18 protein-coding genes are annotated in these 18,151 nt (G+C 38.9%); all 18 read left to right on the forward strand.

Annotation, left to right across the window (positions count from 1 at the left end):
- Nucleotides 1-563 precede the first annotated feature (563 nt).
- The 18 genes from ACO1PF_RS11075 to ACO1PF_RS11160 all read left to right on the forward strand — a co-directional run bounded on the left by ACO1PF_RS11075 (nucleotide 564) and on the right by ACO1PF_RS11160 (nucleotide 18,088).
- A complete protein-coding gene (locus tag ACO1PF_RS11075) occupies nucleotides 564-2,825 on the forward strand; it encodes a methyl-accepting chemotaxis protein (protein WP_423189117.1) in 2,262 nt (753 codons plus the stop codon).
- A gap of 21 nt (nucleotides 2,826-2,846) precedes the next feature.
- Nucleotides 2,847-3,317 (forward strand): chemotaxis protein CheW, encoded by a 471-nt coding sequence (locus ACO1PF_RS11080; protein ID WP_423189118.1) that lies wholly within the window; start codon nucleotides 2,847-2,849, stop codon nucleotides 3,315-3,317.
- A 33-nt stretch (nucleotides 3,318-3,350) separates the two neighbouring features.
- Nucleotides 3,351-3,833 carry a chemotaxis protein CheD gene (locus ACO1PF_RS11085; protein WP_423189119.1) on the forward strand — a complete coding sequence of 161 codons (483 nt, stop codon included), beginning with the start codon at nucleotides 3,351-3,353 and terminating at the stop codon, nucleotides 3,831-3,833.
- A gap of 23 nt (nucleotides 3,834-3,856) precedes the next feature.
- Nucleotides 3,857-4,870, forward strand: a complete 1,014-nt coding sequence (locus tag ACO1PF_RS11090; RefSeq protein WP_423189120.1) for a protein-glutamate methylesterase/protein-glutamine glutaminase — start codon at nucleotides 3,857-3,859, stop codon at nucleotides 4,868-4,870.
- Nucleotides 4,871-4,874: 4 nt separating this feature from the next.
- Nucleotides 4,875-5,654, forward strand: coding sequence for a CheR family methyltransferase (locus tag ACO1PF_RS11095; protein WP_423189121.1), 780 nt, complete (start codon nucleotides 4,875-4,877; stop codon nucleotides 5,652-5,654).
- 17 nt (nucleotides 5,655-5,671) lie between these two features.
- A complete protein-coding gene (locus tag ACO1PF_RS11100; RefSeq protein WP_423189122.1) occupies nucleotides 5,672-7,687 on the forward strand; it encodes a chemotaxis protein CheW in 2,016 nt (671 codons plus the stop codon).
- Nucleotides 7,680-8,276 (forward strand): chemotaxis protein CheC, encoded by a 597-nt coding sequence (locus ACO1PF_RS11105; protein WP_423189123.1) that lies wholly within the window; start codon nucleotides 7,680-7,682, stop codon nucleotides 8,274-8,276. Before ACO1PF_RS11100 ends, ACO1PF_RS11105 begins: the two co-directional genes overlap by 8 nt.
- 18 nt (nucleotides 8,277-8,294) lie before the next feature.
- On the forward strand, nucleotides 8,295-8,657 hold the full coding sequence (locus tag ACO1PF_RS11110; protein WP_423189124.1) for a response regulator: 363 nt from the start codon (nucleotides 8,295-8,297) through the stop codon (nucleotides 8,655-8,657).
- A gap of 66 nt (nucleotides 8,658-8,723) precedes the next feature.
- Nucleotides 8,724-9,143, forward strand: coding sequence for a chemotaxis protein CheW (locus ACO1PF_RS11115; protein WP_423189125.1), 420 nt, complete (start codon nucleotides 8,724-8,726; stop codon nucleotides 9,141-9,143).
- Complete coding sequence (gene fliM / locus ACO1PF_RS11120; RefSeq protein ID WP_423189126.1) at nucleotides 9,140-10,144, forward strand: flagellar motor switch protein FliM; 1,005 nt, start codon at nucleotides 9,140-9,142, stop codon at nucleotides 10,142-10,144. Before ACO1PF_RS11115 ends, fliM begins: the two co-directional genes overlap by 4 nt.
- Entirely contained in the window at nucleotides 10,137-11,228 is a 1,092-nt protein-coding gene (gene fliY, locus ACO1PF_RS11125) for a flagellar motor switch phosphatase FliY (protein ID WP_423189127.1), read from the forward strand. The genes fliM and fliY overlap by 8 nt, the downstream gene beginning before the upstream one ends.
- A 654-nt stretch (nucleotides 11,229-11,882) precedes the next feature.
- The gene (gene flgM, locus ACO1PF_RS11130) at nucleotides 11,883-12,161 is read left to right on the forward strand and encodes a flagellar biosynthesis anti-sigma factor FlgM (RefSeq protein ID WP_423189128.1); all 279 of its coding nucleotides are present in this window, start codon (nucleotides 11,883-11,885) and stop codon (nucleotides 12,159-12,161) included.
- A gap of 6 nt (nucleotides 12,162-12,167) precedes the next feature.
- Complete coding sequence (gene flgN, locus ACO1PF_RS11135; protein ID WP_423189129.1) at nucleotides 12,168-12,533, forward strand: flagellar export chaperone FlgN; 366 nt, start codon at nucleotides 12,168-12,170, stop codon at nucleotides 12,531-12,533.
- A 12-nt stretch (nucleotides 12,534-12,545) separates the two neighbouring features.
- Complete coding sequence (flgK, locus tag ACO1PF_RS11140) at nucleotides 12,546-14,036, forward strand: flagellar hook-associated protein FlgK (protein WP_423189130.1); 1,491 nt, start codon at nucleotides 12,546-12,548, stop codon at nucleotides 14,034-14,036.
- A gap of 3 nt (nucleotides 14,037-14,039) precedes the next feature.
- A complete protein-coding gene (gene flgL, locus ACO1PF_RS11145; protein WP_423189131.1) occupies nucleotides 14,040-14,957 on the forward strand; it encodes a flagellar hook-associated protein FlgL in 918 nt (305 codons plus the stop codon).
- A gap of 155 nt (nucleotides 14,958-15,112) precedes the next feature.
- Nucleotides 15,113-15,982 (forward strand): flagellin, encoded by an 870-nt coding sequence (locus ACO1PF_RS11150; protein ID WP_423189132.1) that lies wholly within the window; start codon nucleotides 15,113-15,115, stop codon nucleotides 15,980-15,982.
- 156 nt (nucleotides 15,983-16,138) lie between these two features.
- Nucleotides 16,139-17,035, forward strand: coding sequence for a flagellin (locus ACO1PF_RS11155; RefSeq protein ID WP_423189133.1), 897 nt, complete (start codon nucleotides 16,139-16,141; stop codon nucleotides 17,033-17,035).
- A 156-nt stretch (nucleotides 17,036-17,191) separates the two neighbouring features.
- Nucleotides 17,192-18,088 carry a flagellin gene (locus tag ACO1PF_RS11160; RefSeq protein WP_423189134.1) on the forward strand — a complete coding sequence of 299 codons (897 nt, stop codon included), beginning with the start codon at nucleotides 17,192-17,194 and terminating at the stop codon, nucleotides 18,086-18,088.
- Nucleotides 18,089-18,151: the final 63 nt, after the last annotated feature.

Genomic DNA, 18,151 nt, shown 5'->3' on the forward strand with positions numbered 1-18,151 from the left:
TCACTGTAGGACTTCTGCGAACCGAGTGATCACTAAAGGACCCTAGTAAGTCCCACTGGAGTTGATCCTTCAACCGAGTGGGCACATAAGTACGTTAGTAACGTCCACTGAACGAAGACAGGTAACTCAGTAGTCACTAGGAGACGCGACTAACGTCAACTGAATAAAATAAATCAACTGAGAAGTCACTAAATAAACGGCTGATACCCACTGAGAATATTTTTCTCCTGAGAGGGCACTAAAAACCTCTGTTTGACTAATAACGTTTCAACTATGGTGATTATTTAAGCGATAAGGAGCATAAGTACCCTTGATTGGGTTAAATCAGATAGAAATAAGGATGAGGTATGCCCATAAGAACCTCATGGAGCGCTCGCCGTCAGAAATCTTTTAAGTGATATCAATAAGGTCCTGATTAGGCAAGCATGCCTAATCGTTCAGCTTTTATTATGTGACGGAAAAACGAACTTTCATTTATTGTGAATGAGAGCATAAACATTTTTACTTTCATACCGATTATGTATAAAGAAGCTAACAAATTGAAAATTATGAGGAGATATGAAATGGACAAACTAAAGCACTATTGGGAATATTTACTCAAGAAAATTAAGGGTATCAAATGGTCAGAGCTCAACATGTCGAATAGATTCAGTACTAATGGAAAATCGAGTTTGAAAGGGAAACATAAGAGTCTGCGAATCCCAATTGCCTTAAGCCTGATCCTATTGATGCTGATTCCAGTTTTAGGCGCAATGTTCTTTACATATAACAACAACACGACTCTTTTGAAAGAAAGAGTCGAAGCGCAGGAACAACAAATCACTTCCAATTTAGCTACAAACATCGCGACTGCAGGCGAAGCAGCAGAGGAAACATTACGCATGCTGATTTTGGGTGGAGGAACAGCACGACTGACAAGCGAGTACGATGACGCACGAAGAAATTTGGAAAGCAGTTTTCTCTATGCAACGACTGGTAATCCAAACATTTCCGATATTCATTATATACCAGTAGATAAATCGATTCCTTACATTACAACTTTTGCCGCCATCAAAGTGGGCGTTGATCCAGAAAATGTTTTCCCGTGGTTAGAAGATGGGATGAATTCAACACAGTTAGGTTGGTCTGAGCCTTATACGATCAACAATCGCACACGGCTGACTGCCTATAGAGCTATAATTTATGACGGGGGAGTTCAAGGCGTCATAGCGATAGATTTAGATATAGAAACGATACGTTTAAATGTTCTAGATATTCAATTGGCCAATACAGGCTATGTGAATCTAGTGGCGAACAGCGGAGAGGTGCTAGCTTCTTCCAGAGTACAATCAGTTGGGGATAGTTTGGCTGAGACAGCATATTTCCAAAATTCATTAGCTGATGATGAGTCGGGAATGGTTTATGATAGCAGCGTCAATGGTGGACAACTGGGAATTTATTATGAACGCATCCCACAACTAGGCTTAAATGTATATGGTATGGTGAGAGCCAATGAAATGGCACAGGAAACAGAAGCATTAAAGAGCATGATCATTACTATATCTATCATTGTCATCCTCATCGCTTTGATCACTGCAGGTATCATCACTGGTTTGATCACTTCTATTACGCAATCGCTTTTAGAGGTATTTGATGATGTGAGCAAAGGTGATTTGACCCGCCGTATCTCTAAAAAAGATCTGTTCAGAATGAGTTTACCGACTATTAAATCGAAAAATAAAACGAAACAAGTAAAACCCGTGAAGCAAATTAATAAAGCGCTCGATCCAAAAGGGAATGAAATTCACCAGATTGGGTTAGCTTTGAATAAAACATTGATCAATTTTGAAAAAACTATCAAAGTGATTCAAGGAAACAGTCAAAATGTGTCAAGCATGGCAACGACATTAACTGAAATTGCTGATCAGACAAGTCGATCTACGGCTGAAGTCTCACATACAATCAACGGTGTAGCTGAATCGACATCAATGCAGACACAAGATACTGAGGCGACGGTGACACAGATGAATGAATTAGCACATGCATTGGGTGAAATCAATCAAGCTGTTGGACAGATGGGTGAATACGCAGACAAGACCATGATTGTAAACGGCGATAACACTCACGCCACACAAGAAGTGAACCAGAAATGGAACGAAACACTTGAAACACTGAATGCTTTGAAAGTGAAAATTGAAGATGTCGACGGGGATATTCAAAACATTGAAGGCATCGTCAAAGCGATTACGAATATCGCATCAAAAACCAACTTGCTTGCCTTGAATGCTTCCATAGAAGCAGCTCGTGCAGGAGATGCCGGTCGTGGGTTCGCGGTCGTTGCTGATGAGATCAGAAAATTAGCTGAACAAAGCTCAACCTCTTCAAAAAATATTCAATCCATTATCGGAGATATCCAAGTGAAATCTTCAGACATGGTCGATTATTTAGATGAAACAAATGATAACAGCAAGGTTCAAACCGAAAAAATTGGAGAGGCTATTAAAGCATCTGAAAATGTGGCGATATCACTCGAACAATTAGTCACTAGCATGTTAGTAGTCAAAGAATCGACCACCATAATCAATGAGAAAAAAGAAGAAGTGGTTGCCCAGCTCGAAAGTATTGCGGCTGGCGCACAGGAAAATTCAGCGGGTACCGAACAAGTCTCGGCTAATGCGGAAGAAATCCTGGCCACGATGGAAGATTTTACAACGCATATCAATCGTTTGGAAAATGTCGCTTTAACACTGAAAGCATCGGCTGAACAATTTATGATCAGCCAGGAAGAACCTGAAGATGAAACGTCAGAACCAGCTACTGATAATTTGGAACCAGAATTTGCGTAATCAAAGGAGTTAGAAAAGAAAATGGCACAGCATATTTTATTTAAAGCAGGCAATCAAACCTTTGCCATACCGATCGATCAAACAGATAAAATAATAGCCTTGGAAAATATTACGCGCATCCCGGATGTCTCGTCTTATATCGTAGGTGTCCAAGATATAGAAGGTGAAGTGGTCGCAATAATTGATTTGGCGGATCGCTTCTACTCTCAGCCAAATCAGAACCAGGAAGAAACGGAAATCATTCTGGTCAATTGGAAAGAGACCCAAGTGGGTTTGCTAGTCGATGAAGTGACAACGGTTCAGGCGTATGATACGTCTGATCTGATTGATAAAGAAACTGAGAAAGTAGACGGACTAGCCACCTCTTACATTACAGCGTTTGTGCAAGTGAAAGATGAGATTGTTCCTGTTTTAGATCCGCACAGTTTATTCACGGGCGACCAGGCGGAAGAGATGCGTAAACTGGTTGCCATTCATACGATTAAAGTTTAATGATCAAACTACAGCTACACAACGGAGAGACTCATGTCGGAACAGATAAAAGTAGGTATTTCAGATTATAAACTAACCTCAGCACCCAATGAGCTGGCGACGATCGGTTTAGGTTCATGCGTCGGAATCGCTCTTTATGCACCAAAAGCGAAAGTCGGGGCACTGAGTCACATCATGCTGCCGGATAGCTCTTCTTTTTCGGATACGTCCAAGTGGGCCAAGTTCGCCAATTTGGCTCTTCCAAAAATCGTGGAAGAACTGAGGGTACAAACAAACGAAACAAAGATATTAGCCAAAATTGCTGGCGGCGCGAGCATGTTTTCATTTACGAGTGAATCGCAGACCTTGCAGATCGGCAAGCGGAATATTGAATCAGTGAAAGCGACTTTGAAAGAATTAAATATACCCATCCTGTCCGAACATGTGGGCGGGAAAATGGGACGATCCATGTTCGTTGATTTAAACGATTTTAATGTCAAAGTACGTATGGTCAATAGAGACGAATTTATCTTATAGAATAGATTGAAGAGGAATTTTGCATGAAAATAAAAGTATTAATCGTAGATGATTCAGCATTGATGCGTAAAATCCTCTCCAACATGATCAATGAGTGTCAGGATATGGAAGTAGTGGACGTTGCTCGAAACGGTATGGAAGCGCTGAAAGTGATCGAGCGCAGTCAGCCGGATCTGGTGATTTTGGATGTTGAGATGCCCGTAATGGATGGTATCGAAACGTTGAAAGCTATCAAACAACAGCAACGTCTTCCTGTCATCATGATGAGCTCGAAAACAAATGATAAAGTGACCATTGAAGCACTGGAATTAGGTGCGGAAGATTTTATCGAAAAACCCATTTCCATAAAAGATAATTGGGACACGTTTAAGGAAATATTAGAGTCTCGTATAAGTGTTCATTTTCCGGAAGAAAGATCAGCACAAAGACATGAAATGAAAAACGAATTTTTGCCTGAACAGTTGCTGGATAAAAAAGCATCGCTTAAAGTAATTGCCATAGGTGCTTCGACGGGAGGGCCAAAAGCGTTAGTACATGTTGTCCAATCGATCAGTGAGCATTTAGATATTCCGATATTTATCGTGCAGCATATGCCTGAAGTATTTACCGCGTCATTTGCTCAGCGGCTAGATACACTGTCGTCTGTCACCGTTGTCGAAGCGCAGGATAATATGCGGATCAAACCTAAAACGGTCTATTTAGCTCCTGGTGGTAAACATATGACAGTGAAGAATAACCACATCAAATTAAACAAAGACTCAAAAATCCATGGTGTCAGACCAGCCGTCGACTATTTGTTTAAAAGTGTCGCAGAGGTATACGGTAAAAACACGTTGGGCATTATCTTAACGGGTATGGGAAATGATGGCGCAGATGGATGTGAAGCCATCAAACAGGCGGGTGGATACATTTTGTCTCAAGACAAAGAAACATCGATTGTTTACGGTATGCCGAGAGTCGTGTTTGAAAGAGGGCTCTCAGATCAAGTCGGCAGTTTGTATAAAATAGCCGATATCATAAAAGAGATGACTAGGTGACTATATGACAACGTTAAATTATGAGTTCTTTTACACGTGGGTCGAGTCTAATTTAAACATTCAGTTGGATGCCTACAAAGAAAAACAGTTGAGACGCCGCATCCAGACGATCATGAGACAAGCGGGTGCTGAGTCATTGGAAGAATATTCCACGCTTATTCATTCAAGTGAAAGTATCAAGAAACAGTTCCTTGATTATATAACGATAAATGTGACTGAATTCTTTAGAAACAAGGATCTGTTCGATAACTTTGAACATCTGCTGACGACGGACTTGTCGAAAAAATTTGATTCCATTTCCATCTGGAGTGCAGCTTGTTCAATCGGCGCTGAACCTTATTCGTTGGCCATGATCATGGACCGACACGACTTACCGCTGAAACAGAACATACTTGCGACGGACATCGATAATACGATTTTAGCTAGGGCAAAAACAGGGATATTCAAGGACAACGAACTGAAAAACGTTTCGATTTTTGATAAGGCCAGTTACTTCAAGGAAGTCGACAGAACCTTTGTCCTGGATGAAAAGATAAAAAGTAAAGTCGATTTCAAAAAACATGACTTGATTCTAGAATCTTACCCGAAAAAATTACATGTGATCGTTTGCCGTAACGTGACGATATACTTCAAGAATGAAATCAAAGAAGAAATCTACAAACGGATGGGTCAATCACTCGTCAAAGGTGGTTTACTTTTTACAGGTGCAACAGAAACGATTTATCAGCCTGATCAGTACGGGTTAAAAAAAGTAGCCTCATTTATTTATGAGAAAATCGAATAAGCGAAAGGAGGAGAAACATGGAAGATAATAGTGCTTACCGCGAACTGTTTTTTGAAGAAACAGATGATAACCTGGCGATATTGAACCAGGAAGTCTTACATCTAGAAGAAGATCCTGAGGACAAACAAATCATCGATGTCATCTTTCGTGCCGCTCATACCTTGAAAGGCATGGCTGCGACCATGGGCTATGAAACGATGGCTAAATTAACACATACGGTGGAAAATATATTTGAACTGGTGAAAAGTAATCAGCTGAAAATCGAATCAGATTTGATCAGTCTGATCTTTGAAAGTCTGGATACATTGACGGAAATTGTAGAAAACCTAAGATCAGAAGATTTGGAAAAGGTCGATATTTCTTCTCTCGTCAACCGTCTGGAACGGGTAACCGCAGGTGAACACTCAGAGGTTATATCTGAAGAGGCAACTGCAACAACGTCAAAAACATATGATTTCCCAATATTAGAAGAAGCTGACGGGGTAGGCATCGAGTCAGCCGAAGACAGTGGCTATCACCTTTACGCTATTGGAGTCAGAATGGAAGAGACAAGCATGATGAAAGCGGCGCGTGCTTTCCTGCTGATCAGTAAACTTGAACAATTGGGTGACTTCGTTCAGATGAAACCGACTGCAGAAGCTTTGGAACAGGGTGAGCTGGATGATGCATTTGCTGTTTACTACCTGAGTAAAGAAGACAAAGCAACATTATTCAAACACGTGGAAGACTGTAGTGAGATTGAAGACGTTTCGATTGAAGCAACGACTTATGCTGAAGTGGCGTTATCTAGTCAAGTAGTTGATGAAACAAATGATATTATTGAAGAAATCCAAGTCAATGAAACGCAAAAGCAGCCAGATAAAAAGAAATCGGTCACAGCTAAACAAACAATCCGGGTTGACTTAACGCGCTTGGATCAGTTTATGAACTTGGTCTCTGAACTCGTTATCCACCGGACCCGGTTAGAGGATATGTCTGAGAAGAACAATCTGGTTGATTTAAATGAACCGCTAACACAAGTGGGACGCATTACGACCGAGCTGCAGGAGTTAGTCCTGCAACTGCGTATGCAACCATTTAATGTCGTGGTCCAACGTTTCCCCCGTATGATGCGTGACTTATCCAATGAATTAGGTAAAGACATACAGTTTGTGACTGAAGGTGAATCCACTGAACTGGACCGTACGGTTATTTCGGAAATCGGCGAACCGCTGATCCATTTACTGCGTAATGCAGCGGATCACGGTATTGAACAACCAGCAGAACGCGTGGCCAAAGGGAAACCGGAAACGGGAACCATTAAACTTTCAGCTTACCCCGAAGGAAATAGGGTGATTATTTCGCTGGCTGATGACGGTAAGGGACTAGACCCGAGAGCGCTCGAAGCCAGTGCTCGAAAAAAAGGCATTTCCACTGACGGCATGACGGATGAACAGCTTCAGAATCTCATCTTTCATCCAGGCTTCTCGACCGCTGAGACGGTAACGGGGATCTCGGGACGAGGTGTGGGCATGGATGCAGTGAGAGAAAAAATTTCAAGCCTGAACGGTAAAATCGAAACTATCAGTGTAGTCGATAAAGGTACCACCTTTAGAATTACGCTGCCGTTGACGCTTTCAATTATCCAGTCACTCTTAGTCAAAGTCGGACAGGAAACCTTCGCCATTCCACAAGCAGTCATTGATAAAGTAAGTCGCTTTGAAGAAAAAGAAGCTATTTCCGTTCATCAAAAAGAAGTGTACCGATATAAAGGTCAAACGATTCCTTTAGTGCGAATCAATGAAGTTTTAGATATACCGAAGAAAGATTCTGATCAACAACACATTATCATGGTTTTGATCGGGGAAAAACATTACGGATTGATTGTCGATGAGCTGATCCACCAGAAAGAAATTGTCATTAAAAAATTAGGGAACGAATTAAATGACTTGTCGCTTTATTTAGGAGCCACTATTTTAGGTGATGGTGGCATCAGTTTAATTTTAGATGTGACGTCCATATGTACGAAGAAGAAGGTTCTCAGTTATGTCTGAAGAGCAGTCACTCCTGCGTTATGACGCCTTGCAGGAGGTCGTTAATATCGGCGGCGGGCACGCGGCAACAGCCTTGTCAAAAATGATCGGCAAAAAAGTCGAGATGGACGTGCCGTTTGTCCAGCTACTTCCTTATGAAAAAGTATATGAAACGATCCAGTCAGATGATACAATAGTAAAGGCTGTCTTGTCCAAGTTGATGGGCAGAGAATATGGTGTGTTTTTATTTGTTATTGATCCTGAAGACGCGGAAGCTTTAGCATATATGGTTTTACCGGATTACACGGAATTAAGTGAAGAATTGGTGGATTCGGCGCTGAAAGAACTAAGCAATATCCTAGTCCAATCATTTCTTCAGGCAGTGATGCAGTTGATTGATAAGCCTCTGTTCGCTTCAGTACCTGTGATGACGATGGATATGTTTGGATCTATTTTATCGAGCGTCTATATGGAACAAAATCATTTCAGTGAAGAAGTCTTCATTATCAAAAATAACTTTTATAGTTCAGGACATATCATTGAAGGTAGCTTGTATTTCGTACCTAAGCCAAAAGTTTTAGAAGCATTATTACAAGAATTAGGAATTTAATTAGGAGGAAAAAATAGAATGAGTAAACGTGTATTGATCGTTGATGACGCCGCATTTATGCGCATCAAATTAAAAGATATTTTAGAAAAGAATGGGTATGAAGTCGCTGGGGAAGCACAAAATGGGAATGAAGCCGTTGAGAAATTTAAAGAAGTGAATCCTGATATCGTCACAATGGATATTACCATGCCAGAAAAAGGTGGCGTCGAAGCATTGAAAGAAATCAAAGCTATCAATAAAGATGCTATCGTCTTGATGTGTTCAGCTATGGGTCAACAAACTATGGTAATGGATGCTATCCGTGCTGGAGCAATCGACTTTATCGTTAAACCGTTCGATACTGAGCGCGTCATCAAAGCGTTGGACAAAGCGATTCGCTAAAATATTAAGTTTCGAAAAATTGTCACAATACTATAAAGTACCAGGATAAACCAAGGGGGAATTAAAGTGCAACTGATCGTATTTAAATTAAAAGAGCATTTTTATGGCTTTACAACAGAAAATATAGAAGAAATAACTACTACTTTGAATAAAACGTTCATCCCCCAAGGACCTTCTTGGACTAAAGGCTTAGTCAACTTGCGCGGGCAAATCATGACGCTGGTAGATCTTGAAGTATTGTTGAATGGTTCTAGCACTTCTCAAGATTTATGGTACAATAATACAATCATTGTGAATACAGAAGATAATCCTGTTGCATTTATGGTCGGCAAAGTCGTCGGGGTAACGGATATCGACGTAGACCAGATTCAAATAATGAACGAAGAAACGGATACACTTGTTTCCGGCTACGTCTTTGCATACAATGAGATGGTGAGTATTATTGAATTAGAATCTATCTTGATAGAGAAAGAGGAAGTATCTTGAGCCAACAAGTTCTGTCACAACAAGAAATCGATGCGCTGCTAGTAGCAATGGATAGCGGAGAAATCGATACAGAGGATGGCCCTGAAGAAAAGGGTTCTCCGAAAGTTAAGCCATACGATTTCAGACGTCCTGTACGTTTATCAAAAGAATATCTTTCAACCATTACAATGGTTTTTGAAGATTTCTCTAAACTGGCTTCCAACTTATTATCAACACAACTGAGAAGACCTGTCGAAACAAAGATCGCTGCGATCGAGCAAGTATCGTTTGATGAGTTTGTTCACTCCGTTCCAAGCTTTACCTTGATGGGTGTGTTTCAAAGTAAGCCTTTAAATGGTCTGCAAATCTTAGAAATCAATCCGCAGTTCAGTCTGCAGATGATCGAGCTCCTTTGCGGCTATACTGACATATCGACTGAAGAAGTCTTGGCTAGTAAAGCAACTTTCACAGATATCGAAATGGCTATTTTGGAAGATGTCATGAAATCTCTCCTGCATTCTTTTGAAACAGCTTGGAAAGACATTAAAGAAATAGATGTTACGTTAGAACATACTGAAACAAAACCGCAATTGTTACAAACGATGTCACCGAATGAACCTGTTATTCTTGTGACTCTTTCAGTGTCATTGGAAAACCAGCGTACATATATAAATATGTGTATTCCTTACATATTTTTTGAAGATATATTAGACAAATTGAGTTTCAAAAACTGGTTCCATTCAGGAAAAGAGTTTGACGCTTCAGAACGAGGTCAACTGGCTTCAAGCCTTAATAGAGTACCAGTCGACATTGAAGTGCTCTTGGGAGAATCTCAAATGAATGTGTCTGACTTTTTAGGTATGGAAGAAGGAGACATTATCCAGTTAGATCATAAAACGTCTCGACCTTTGACAATGAATGTGGAAAACAAACCCTATTTCAAAGTGAAACCTGGCCGACTTGAAAATAAACTGGCAGTAGAAATTTTAAAATTTACGGGAGGAGAGAGTGACGATGAGTGAACAAATGACGCAAGCAGAAATTGATGCGTTACTTAATGGAACGGCTACGATGGAAGAAGAATCTGAAGCGACCGAAGATCCATTAAGTCAAGTAATCAAAGATATAATCGGAGAAGTCGGAAACATTTCCATGTCGCAGGCCGCAACCACTCTTTCCACATTATTGAATCGAAAAGTAAGTATTACCACACCCAAAGTCAAGGGTGTCACGATCAAAGATATCATTGATGAGATCGATATCCCTAAAGTTGCAACAACGATTGAATTCAAAGAGGGTTTAGTGGGTAAAAATGTATTAATGATCAATATTGAGGATGCAATTATTATTGCAGATTTAATGATGGGAAATGATGGAACAGATTTAGCAGATAAAGTGTTTACAGAACTGGAATTGAGTGCCGTTTCAGAGGCGATGAACCAGATGATCGGTTCAGCTTCGACCGCGATGGCAACGATGTTTGACCGACGTGTCGATATTTCACCTCCTGATGTGGAGAAATGGGATACAGCTGAAGATGCAGCTATAGCTATGCCTAATCACTCTGAGCTTGTGTGTACTACTTCATTCAAACTGAGTGTCGAAGGCTTACTTGACAGTGAAATTATGCAGATTTTACCAATCGACACGGTGATTGAAATTTCCGAGATCATGCTGGGCGATGAGGCTGTAGTTTTAAATGGACGCGATAGTATTGAGGTTCAAAAGATTGAAGAGCCTAAACAGGAAGTTCAAGCTGAAAAGTCAGTAGAGAAAGAAGCTGAGTCTGTGTCTATTCAAAAGCCTAAGTTTCAGGAGTTACCACGTAATGATACAAAAGGGTCACCACGGAACTTGGATTTGATTATGGATGTTCCACTCGATTTCAGTGTCGTTTTAGGCAAGAGTCGCAAAACAATCAAAGATATTTTATCCTTGAGTACCGGATCTGTGGTTGAGTTGGACAAGATGACGGATGAACCGCTTGAGATATATGTGAATGGCAAGTTGATTGCGGAAGGCGAAGTCGTTGTCATCAACGAAAGCTTCGGTATCCGAATTACGAATATTTTGAGTAAAGAACAACGAGTCAGACATTTAAAATAGTATTGTGAAAAGCAGAGAGAAATCTCTGCTTTTTTTTTTGCGTAAAATAATTCGTTGTCTAGCTACACAAGCCTGACGTCATATAAAAAAAGATGAACGGGCCCATTGCGCAGTATGCTCATTCGGGGCCACATTCTCTATTTTTTATAGACGTCAGTGCGGGCTTGTTTCGCTTTTCTGTTTTTTTGCGGTGGGCGGGCTTAACTAACTTCGACGAAAGAGCTGTCAGAGTGTATTCTCGGGTACGCTGGTAAAGTTGTTATCATAATAACCTGTGGTACATTGATTATATGCATTCTAGTTAATATCACTTTTCCCAACTGCGTCACGGCTATTGTAATAAAATGTGATACTTAATATCTAGGTGTTTAATTAACCGTTTGGTCTTTTATACTCAGACATCTAAAGTGATTATTCCTATAAGTTAGATGTCATTGTGTTTTTACTCCATAAATTAAGGTATAGTGTTCATATTTTATACTTTCAAATGGGCTTTATTTGTTATGCATTTTTGTTTATACTTATGCTAGTTTGATAATCGGAGAAATGGGTCTTAATTATTCTGAAAGATTTCCGATAGTAAGTGTAAGGTACATTCATAATATATAAAATAAACTATTAAACAGTGAAAATCCGTTAAGGAGAGTGCGAACGATGAAAATAAATAAATATAGTAATGTTGTGTCATCAGTTAATAATATAAAACAGTCTAAAAAAGATGTAGATAAAGAAGTGAGTAAAACTGGTTCTAAAGAAGCGGTTCAGGTAAACATTTCCAAAGAAGCGCAAGCTTTGATGGACGCAGATAAAGTGGCCTTTTCAGAACGTGTAGACTCGATAAAGCAAGCCATTCAAAATGGTGACTATCAGGTGGATCCAGATAAGATTTCTGAAGGATTAGTCAAAGCATTACAAGAGCAAAAGGGGCCATAATAAGTAATGAATCAGACAAATTTAGTGTTAGCTCAAATGGAGAAGTTGAAAGTATTATTAGAAAAAGAGAAAAATGTGCTCATCAGCAATGATGGGTCTAAATTAAACGAAATCATTCAAGAAAAAGAAGACATCATGTTAACATTAGCTGCGTTTGATCAAGAGGACGTTGAGATGAATAAGCTCGACGTTCTTTCTCGTGAAATCAAGCAATTACAAGAAACGAATTTAATATTGACAGAGCAATCAATACAGTTTACTGAAACAATGCTGAATTATATAAAAAAAGCAGCGAATCAGAATAAAACGTATTCTAAAAAAGGAACCTACGAAGATTCTAAGAAGAGTACGTTACTGGATCAATCACTTTAAAGGAGTAAAGACATGACTGGACTATTCGGAACGTTAAATACAGCGACAAAAGGCTTGAATGCTCAGCAAACAGCTTTACAAACCATCGGACATAACGTGGCTAATGCCAATACACCAGGGTATACCCGTCAACGTGTAACGATGCAGGCAGATCTCGCAACAAGCATTCCAGGTATTGGTCAAATCGGCACAGGTGTACGTATTGATGGTATCAATCGGGTACATGACACATACATAACGACACAGTTGAGAGATGCTAACTCAACAACCAATGGACATCAAGCTTTATCTGATACCATTGGTGAACTTGAAGCGGTGTTCAATGAACCATCAGATACAGGGCTTTCTAATCAAATCTCTGAAGTGTTCAATGCCTGGACTTATTTAGCGTCAAATCCGGAGGAAGCCTCGGCTCGTACGATGCTCGTTCAAACGACTGAAACCTTCACGGATACGGTTCACCATATGGCCAATTCTATGGAAAGTTTACATAACAATACATTGAACCAGCTGGATAAAACAGCTTTAGATGCAAATTCTGATTTAATGCAACTGGAAAAATTAAATGATCAAATTTGGCAGGCATCTGTTAGAGGATTTACACCGAATGATTTACTTGATAAACAAGATCAGTTATTGAATGATTTGGCAGGTAAAATCGATATTTCAGTTGAACGGGATAAGTTCAACCGAGTGTCTGTTGAGATCGACGGGCAAACTGTACTGGATAGTAATTCCAGAAAAGAATTGGCTGTTGTCGTTGGTTCAGAAGATGGTAAGTCTACTTTTTCCAACGGAGATACGACTGAAGAAAAATTAAAGTTAGGTCAAGTTGTTGTAAAAAATGATGACAAATATAATGCTGTTGAAGCAAAGACCGGAAAAATGAATGGAACTCAGAAAGCTTTAGATGTAATTGTAGCTAGTCGCAATGATTTAGATGATTTTGCATTTAGTTTCGCTAAAGCGGTTAATACGATTCATAGTAATGATGGAGATGGTAATGATTTTTTCTCATTAGCTAATTTGGGTAGCTCCAATAATGCAGCATCCTCTATCCGCGTAACTCAAGCAATTAGAAATACTCCAGATAATATCGTATCTGGAGCCTCATTAAATAATGAAATCTCTGGAGATGGCAGTCGTGCGCAAGCCATTGCCACGTTGCAATATAAAGCACTGGCTTCAGATTCAGATAGCTGGGTATATCAAGAAAGTTCGATGAGTTTCAGTGATAGTGCAACAGGCAATACACTTTTTGGCAAGTATAACAGTATGGTTACTGGCATTGGTATCGTTAAGCAACAAGAAGATAATATGTTGAAGACACAAAACGGACTCATGGCTTTATTGACTCAACGAAGAGAATCAATATCTGGTGTGGATATCAACGAGGAAGTTGTTGACATGATCAAGTACTCAAGTGCTTTTCAAGCAAACTCACGTGTCTTACAAACAATTTCCGAAATGCTAGACACATTAATCAACCGAACTGGGGTGTAATAAATGAGAATCACAAATTCTTTAATGTCTCAAAATTTTCTATCTAACTTGAACAACAATATGAATAACGTTTATAAATATCAGGAACAGCTATCGTCACTGAAACAAGTTAGTCGTCCCAGTGACGATCCTTTAAAAGTATCTAAAATCATGGATTTAAAAAATGAAATCAAGCAAAACCAACAATATAAAACGACGATCAACGACGCCATTGATTTTACGAATGTTCAAGACTCAGCCCTGGCAAATGCGACTAATTCGCTGCAGCGTATTCATACACTGACTCAGCAAGCAGCCAACGGTACTTATAATACGCAAGATAGACAAGCAATCAAAACTGAAATCGAGAATGAAGTCGAAACGATGATGGATTCACTCAATACAAACTTTGGTGGCAGATACGTCTTTGCAGGAAAAGAAAGTACGACAAAGCCATTTACGACAGAACGTGCAGATGATGGAAACTTTAGTATTAAGTACGAAGGCTCAACTATGGCTAATAATAACGTATCTAAGGAAATAGCTCGTGGAGTAAATGTTGAGTTAAAAACAGATGGACTCGATTTATTTAATAATAACGATGGAACCGAAAACATTGGTGAACTATTTAATGATATCTTTACAGCATTAGATGCTGATGATGTTGGGAAACTTGGTAATTTATTGGGAGATATTGAATCTCAATTGGAACTTACCGTAAATAAGAGAACAGAGATAGGTGCTATACAGAATAGATTAACTGCAGCGCTTGATCGAAACGAATCAGAATATTTGAATCTGGAAACTTCGCTTTCAACAAATCAGGATATCGATTTAGCAGAAACCTATATGAATTACACGATGGAAATGAACGCCTATCAGGCCTCGCTCAGCATGGGGACAAAAATATTACAAACAAACATCATGGACTATGTAAGATAAACAGTTAAAGTAATGAAGGACTATTAGTCTTTCATTATTTTTTTTGATAAATTTTTAAAAAGTAAACTATAGTACTTAACTAAGTATCGCTCTTGCCGATATTAAGAATAGAAGGCAATAACTTCATACAATATACTTCAGGAGGAAACACAACCATGAGAATTAATACAAATACAGCAGCGATGAATACATATTCTCGCTTAGGACAAGCTAACACAGCAAAAAGCAACTCTTTAGCAAAACTATCATCAGGATTACGCATCAATAAAGCAGGAGACGACGCAGCAGGTCTAGCAATATCCGAAAAAATGAAAAATCAAATTTCAGGTATGACACAAGCTTCACGTAATGCTCAAGATGGCATTTCATTGATCCAAACAGCTGAAGGCGGATTGACAGAAACACACAGTATTTTAAACCGTATGCGTGATTTAACTGTTCAAGCAAAAAATGATACAAACACAGCAGACGATAGAGGCGCGATTCAAAAAGAAATGGATTCTTTAACCTTAGAAGTAGATCGAATTGCAAACCAAACAGAATTTAATGGTAAAAAACTGTTAAAAGAAGAAACAGCTGCTGCAGGAAGCAGTTTCACATTTCAAATTGGTGCAAACAAAGGACAGGATATTACATTAAAGGTAGCTGATATGACTTCAGCATCTTTAAAGTTAGGAACCGTAAATGCCGGAGTTTTAGATACAACTGATAAACTAAATGTTTCGGTTGGAGATTTAACACCAGGTAGTTTTGATGCAGTAATTGATAAATTAGATAGTGCTATAAAATCAGTATCTGATGAACGGGCAAACTTAGGTGCAACTCAAAACCGCTTGGATCATACGGTCTCTAACTTAGCTACAACTAAAGAGAACCTTTCAGAAGCAAACTCACGTATTCGTGACGTTGACATGGCTGAAGAAATGATGAGCTTCACTAAATCTAACATCCTTTCTCAAGCTTCAACGGCAATGTTGGCTCAAGCTAACCAAATGCCTCAAGGCGTTTTACAATTACTGGGATAATTTAATAGTAGGTTTAATAAAAAAGAGTCAGTCTAACTGGCTCTTTTCTTTTATAATAATTTCAGGAATTCACTTAACTCTTTTGTATTTTTACCGATATTAATAGTAGAACGAGTGATATACAAAAATATAAATATAATATTGGAGGAAAACAATATGCGCATTAATACAAATACAGCAGCGATGAATACATATTCACGTCTAGGACAAGCTAATACAGCAAAAAGTAACTCTTTAGCAAAACTATCATCCGGATTACGTATCAATAAGGCAGGAGACGACGCAGCAGGTTTAGCAATCTCAGAAAAAATGAAAAATCAAATTTCTGGGATGACACAAGCTTCACGTAATGCTCAAGATGGTATTTCATTGATCCAGACAGCTGAAGGTGGATTGACAGAAACACACAGCATTTTAAATCGTATGCGTGATTTAACTGTTCAAGCAAAAAATGATACAAATACAGCAGACGATAGAGGAGCCATTCAAAAAGAGTTGGATTCTTTAACTCTTGAAGTAGACCGTGTTGCAAATCAAACGGAATTTAACGGAAAATCATTGTTAACTGCTAAAGATGTCAATGGTCTTGCTACAGATGCTGGAACGAGTTTCACATTCCAGATTGGTGCTAACAAAGGACAAGATATCACATTAGGTATTGCTAATATGACAGCTAAATCTCTTGCGATTGGAACTGTAGATGCGGCTGGTGTATTAGGTGCTGATAAGTTAAATGTTGTTGATGCAGCTGGTGTAGCTTCTGAAACAGATGGTAGTTATGATAAAATAATCGGAAAACTTGATGATGCAATTAGTAAGGTATCAACCGAGCGCGCAAATCTAGGTGCTACTCAAAACCGTTTAGATCATACTGTCTCTAACTTAGCTACAACTAAAGAGAACCTCTCAGAAGCAAACTCACGTATCCGTGACGTTGATATGGCTGAAGAAATGATGAGCTTTACTAAATCTAACATTCTTTCTCAAGCTTCTACAGCAATGTTGGCACAAGCTAACCAGATGCCTCAGGGCGTTTTACAATTACTGGGATAATTTAATAGTAGGTTTAATAAAAAAGAGTCAGTCTAACTGGCTCTTTTTTTTATAATAATTTCAGAGAATTCACTTAACTCTTTTGTGTTTTTACCGATATTAATAGTAGAACGAGTGATATACAAAAATATAAATATAACATTGGAGGAAAACAATATGCGTATTAATACAAATACAGCAGCGATGAATACATATTCACGTCTAGGACAAGCTAATACAGCAAAAAGTAACTCTTTAGCAAAACTATCATCAGGATTACGCATCAACAAAGCAGGAGACGATGCAGCAGGTTTGGCAATCTCTGAAAAAATGAAAAATCAAATTTCTGGTATGACACAAGCTTCACGTAATGCTCAAGATGGTATTTCATTGATCCAAACAGCTGAAGGCGGATTAACTGAAACACACAGCATGTTAAATCGTATGCGTGATTTAGCTATCCAAGCAAAAAATGATACAAACACAGCAGACGATAGGGGCGCCATTCAAAAAGAAATGGATTCTTTAACTCTTGAAGTAGACCGTATTGCAAATCAAACAGAATTTAACGGAAAAAAACTTTTGAAAGAAGAAACTGCTAATGCAGGGAGTTCCTTTGTATTTCAAATTGGCGCTAACAAAGGACAAGACATTACATTAAAAGTAGCTGATATGACTTCAGCATCCTTAGGTTTAGGCACTGTAACTGCCGGAGTTTTAGAGGCAGCTAGTAAACTAGATGTTTCAACTGAAGCAAAAATTGCTGAAGGTGTAAATCCTGCTGTTGCTGGAGCTGACTTTGATGATGTAATTGATAAACTTGATGAGGCAATTAAATCAGTGTCTGAAGAACGTGCAAACTTAGGTGCTACACAAAACCGTTTAGATCATACTGTCTCTAACTTAGCTACAACAAAAGAGAACCTTTCAGAAGCTAATTCACGTATTCGTGATGTGGATATGGCTGAAGAAATGATGAGCTTTACTAAATCTAACATTCTTTCTCAAGCTTCTACAGCAATGTTGGCACAAGCTAACCAGATGCCTCAAGGCGTATTACAATTATTGGGATAATATCCTCAACATAAGAATTGAAAATATATTAGAATCGAAGCAGTCCTGTACTGCTTCGGTTTT

This window comes from Alkalibacterium sp. f15 (assembly GCF_049389645.1).
Classification (GTDB): domain Bacteria; phylum Bacillota; class Bacilli; order Lactobacillales; family Carnobacteriaceae_A; genus Alkalibacterium.

Coding starts and splice junctions, on each gene's coding strand:
- flgL (WP_423189131.1), top strand. CDS start 14,040: ATGAGAATCACAAATTCTTTAATGTCTCAAAATTTTCTATCTAACTTG.
- ACO1PF_RS11110 (WP_423189124.1), top strand. CDS start 8,295: ATGAGTAAACGTGTATTGATCGTTGATGACGCCGCATTTATGCGCATC.
- ACO1PF_RS11150 (WP_423189132.1), top strand. CDS start 15,113: ATGAGAATTAATACAAATACAGCAGCGATGAATACATATTCTCGCTTA.
- ACO1PF_RS11090 (WP_423189120.1), top strand. CDS start 3,857: ATGAAAATAAAAGTATTAATCGTAGATGATTCAGCATTGATGCGTAAA.
- ACO1PF_RS11095 (WP_423189121.1), top strand. CDS start 4,875: ATGACAACGTTAAATTATGAGTTCTTTTACACGTGGGTCGAGTCTAAT.
- ACO1PF_RS11155 (WP_423189133.1), top strand. CDS start 16,139: ATGCGCATTAATACAAATACAGCAGCGATGAATACATATTCACGTCTA.
- fliY (WP_423189127.1), top strand. CDS start 10,137: ATGAGTGAACAAATGACGCAAGCAGAAATTGATGCGTTACTTAATGGA.
- flgM (WP_423189128.1), top strand. CDS start 11,883: ATGAAAATAAATAAATATAGTAATGTTGTGTCATCAGTTAATAATATA.
- ACO1PF_RS11160 (WP_423189134.1), top strand. CDS start 17,192: ATGCGTATTAATACAAATACAGCAGCGATGAATACATATTCACGTCTA.
- flgK (WP_423189130.1), top strand. CDS start 12,546: ATGACTGGACTATTCGGAACGTTAAATACAGCGACAAAAGGCTTGAAT.
- ACO1PF_RS11105 (WP_423189123.1), top strand. CDS start 7,680: ATGTCTGAAGAGCAGTCACTCCTGCGTTATGACGCCTTGCAGGAGGTC.
- ACO1PF_RS11075 (WP_423189117.1), top strand. CDS start 564: ATGGACAAACTAAAGCACTATTGGGAATATTTACTCAAGAAAATTAAG.
- ACO1PF_RS11100 (WP_423189122.1), top strand. CDS start 5,672: ATGGAAGATAATAGTGCTTACCGCGAACTGTTTTTTGAAGAAACAGAT.
- ACO1PF_RS11080 (WP_423189118.1), top strand. CDS start 2,847: ATGGCACAGCATATTTTATTTAAAGCAGGCAATCAAACCTTTGCCATA.
- ACO1PF_RS11085 (WP_423189119.1), top strand. CDS start 3,351: ATGTCGGAACAGATAAAAGTAGGTATTTCAGATTATAAACTAACCTCA.
- flgN (WP_423189129.1), top strand. CDS start 12,168: ATGAATCAGACAAATTTAGTGTTAGCTCAAATGGAGAAGTTGAAAGTA.